The following is a 3,115-nucleotide window of genomic DNA, read 5'->3' on the forward strand; positions in this document are numbered from 1 at the left end:
ATATTCAACTGATTCCTGCTAAATCTATCGTTAACAGTCGTTCTGAGTGTGATACGAGTGTCACATTTGGTGGTCATACATTTAAATTGCCAGTTGTACCTGCAAATATGCAGACGATTATAGATGAAAAGCTTGCGATTTTCTTCGCGGAAAATGGTTACTTCTATATTATGCACCGTTTCCAGCCTGAAAAGCGGATATCCTTTATCAAAGATATGCAAGGACGTGGCCTTATCGCATCCATTAGTGTCGGTGTAAAAGAGGGAGAATACGATTTCATTAACCAATTGGCAGATGAAAAGCTAACACCTGAATTTATTACCATTGATATCGCTCATGGCCACTCAAATGCCGTAATTAATATGATTAAGCATATTAAGAAACACTTACCTACTAGCTTTGTCATTGCTGGAAATGTCGGAACTCCAGAAGCTGTAAGGGAATTAGAGCATGCCGGTGCAGATGCTACGAAAGTAGGAATTGGACCTGGGAAGGTATGTATTACGAAAATTAAGACTGGATTTGGAACTGGCGGCTGGCAGTTAGCTGCACTTAGATGGTGTGCCAAAGCGGCAAGCAAGCCAATTATCGCTGACGGCGGCATTCGCACACATGGTGATATCGCGAAATCCGTTCGATTTGGAGCATCAATGGTCATGATTGGTTCTTTATTTGCAGGTCATGAAGAATCTCCTGGGGAAACGATTGAGAAGGACGGAAAGTGTGTGAAGGAATACTTCGGTTCCGCTTCGGAATTCCAAAAAGGCGAACGAAAAAATGTTGAAGGTAAAAAAATGTACGTAGAACACAAGGGCCGTTTAATCGATACATTGATCGAAATGGAACAGGATCTTCAGTCCTCTATTTCCTATGCCGGTGGTAACAAGTTAAAAGACATCCGTACGGTTGACTATGTCATCGTAAAGAATTCCATCTTTAATGGTGATAAAGTTTATTAAAAAGTAAATGCCAGTCCCCCTCACATGGTTGCCAAATGAGGGGGACTGGCATTTTTGTTATTTTATATTCTTTGAATGAAAAGTACGGCTATACAGGGTGTACTTTTCAATCCTGTCGCGATTTGGTTCATACCCGATACCCGGAAGTTTGGGAATGGTAATCAACCCATCTTCAACAATTACCTCGGGATCGATAATATCTTCCTTCCAGTAATGGGCTGAGGCCGCTGTATCACCCGGAAGTGTAAAATTAGACAAGCTTGTGATCGCAATATTATGTGCCCTGCCAACTCCAGACTCTAGCATTCCTCCACACCAGACGGGAATTCCATTTGCCTCGCATAGATCATGGATCCGTTTGGACTCGGTTAGGCCTCCAACACGGCCGATCTTTATGTTTATAATTTTACAACTTCCCAATTGAATCGCCTTTCTCACATCTTCGACACTATGGATACTTTCATCCAAACAAATCGGAGTCTCAATTTGCGCCTGCAGCTGCGCGTGGTCAATGATATCATCAAAGCCCAATGGCTGCTCAATCATGGTTAAGTTGAATTGGTCCATTGCCTTAAGAGTATCGAGATCATCTAGTGTATAAGCGGTATTTGCGTCAGCCATCAATGGAATATCTGGGTACCGTTTACGTATCTCTGCTAAAATATTTAAATCCCATCCTGGTTGAATTTTCACCTTGATACGCTTATATCCCTCTTGCAGACTACCTTCTATCAAATTCAATAGTTCTTCGACCGTATCCTGAATGCCAATACTGACGCCAACTTCAATCTTTTCTAACTTTCCTCCTAGAGCGGAAGCAAGACTTACTCCCTGCTGTTTAGCATATGCATCCCAGATTGCCCCCTCCAGGGCAGCTTTTGCCATGTAATTTCCCCGAACATGATGGAACCGTTCGGAAACCTCATCCGGATGAGAAATCGGCTCTTTCAGAAGAAGGGGAATCAAAAAATCCTCCATCATATGCCAATTGGTTTTGACTGTCTCTTCCTTATATGTGGCATCTATCGCAGCAACGGATTCGGCCCATCCCGAAATGCCATCCTTCGTTAGGACTTCCACTAAAATAAAATCTTTATCATATTCCGTTCCAACTGCTGTTGTAAAAGGGTGTAAAAGATCCATTTTCATATGTCGTAATACGATTCGTTGTATTTCCATTTTATCTTATCCCCCACTCCGTTTTAAGTACGTTTCTTAGTTAATACATAGTGATGGAGGTAAGGAAGATTACTCTTTCGTAATGCCGTAACCGTCCATCCTTTGCTTAAATAATAGGTAAAAACCTCGCGTGTTTTCAGTCGCCAATCCAATGCAGTTTCTAAATCATTCGCTTTAATGGTTTGAAATTGATTCGGAACTGGTACATACAGAACATTCACATTCCAATCGCTATCAAGTAACACAGCTTTCGGAACGGGGAAGCCCTGAGCATCCACTTCCACTTGAATCAAAAGGGACACTTCTTCAGCCATAGCAGAATCTTCCGATAGCTTCGACGTTTCTCCAGCTATGTCCCATTCCACTAAAAAGCGATCAGACGGTAAGCCTGCATTAAGAATATCAGGCATTTCACCGTAACAATTTTCAATATACTGCGTACAAACTCCACCTAATTTGCTTAAATTTAGATACCCATTGACCGTTTCCAGTGGATCATATGTCCACACGATTAATCGGTAGCCCTTATTAAGAGCTTCTTCTCGCTGCCTTAATTTTAATTTTTCACCGATGCCCATTTTTTGAAAATCTGGGTGAATTCCCATACTATGTGAGCAAAGATAAGTAGTTGTCCCATCAAATCCAGGAAAGCTATATTGAAATCCAATTAATCGTGTTCCAGAAAAAGCGCCAATCACCAGCCCGCCATTTTTTACAACGGCAATGCTATGATTCACTGGGACTGGATCTTCATCCGCCCAAATAAGACTTTCTAAATCTCTCACGGCTGTCAATTCCTCTGCCGAATGTAACATACGTATCGTAATCGGTTCTAATAAATCCATCTTGAGTAACACTCCTCCTGCACTTGATTAGATGACACTTTTAAGAAAACTTTTTAAACGATCACTATTTGGATTGCTGAATAGCTGATGAGGCGGTCCTTGTTACTCGATGACACCGTCACACATATAAAT

At 41.6% G+C, this 3,115-nt stretch carries 3 protein-coding genes; 1 reads left to right on the forward strand and 2 read right to left on the reverse strand.

All coding sequences use genetic code 11. The annotated features are described in order from the left end of the window. Positions 1 to 2 precede the first annotated feature (2 nt). Positions 3 to 959 (forward strand): GMP reductase, encoded by a 957-nt coding sequence (gene guaC, locus V7659_RS24840; RefSeq protein WP_335542792.1) that lies wholly within the window; start codon positions 3 to 5, stop codon positions 957 to 959. 57 nt (positions 960 to 1,016) lie between these two features. Here guaC and menC read toward each other — a convergent pair whose 3' ends face one another. Together menC and V7659_RS24850 are read right to left on the reverse strand one after the other, a co-directional pair. Then, positions 1,017 to 2,138, reverse strand: coding sequence for an o-succinylbenzoate synthase (menC, locus tag V7659_RS24845; RefSeq protein WP_335542793.1), 1,122 nt, complete (start codon positions 2,136 to 2,138; stop codon positions 1,017 to 1,019). 23 nt (positions 2,139 to 2,161) lie between these two features. Then, on the reverse strand, positions 2,162 to 2,983 hold the full coding sequence (locus V7659_RS24850; protein ID WP_335542794.1) for a GNAT family N-acetyltransferase: 822 nt from the start codon (positions 2,981 to 2,983) through the stop codon (positions 2,162 to 2,164). Between the last annotated feature and the right edge of the window lie 132 nt (positions 2,984 to 3,115).

The organism is Neobacillus drentensis (assembly GCF_036966985.1).
GTDB classification, from domain to species: domain Bacteria; phylum Bacillota; class Bacilli; order Bacillales; family Cytobacillaceae; genus Neobacillus; species Neobacillus drentensis_E.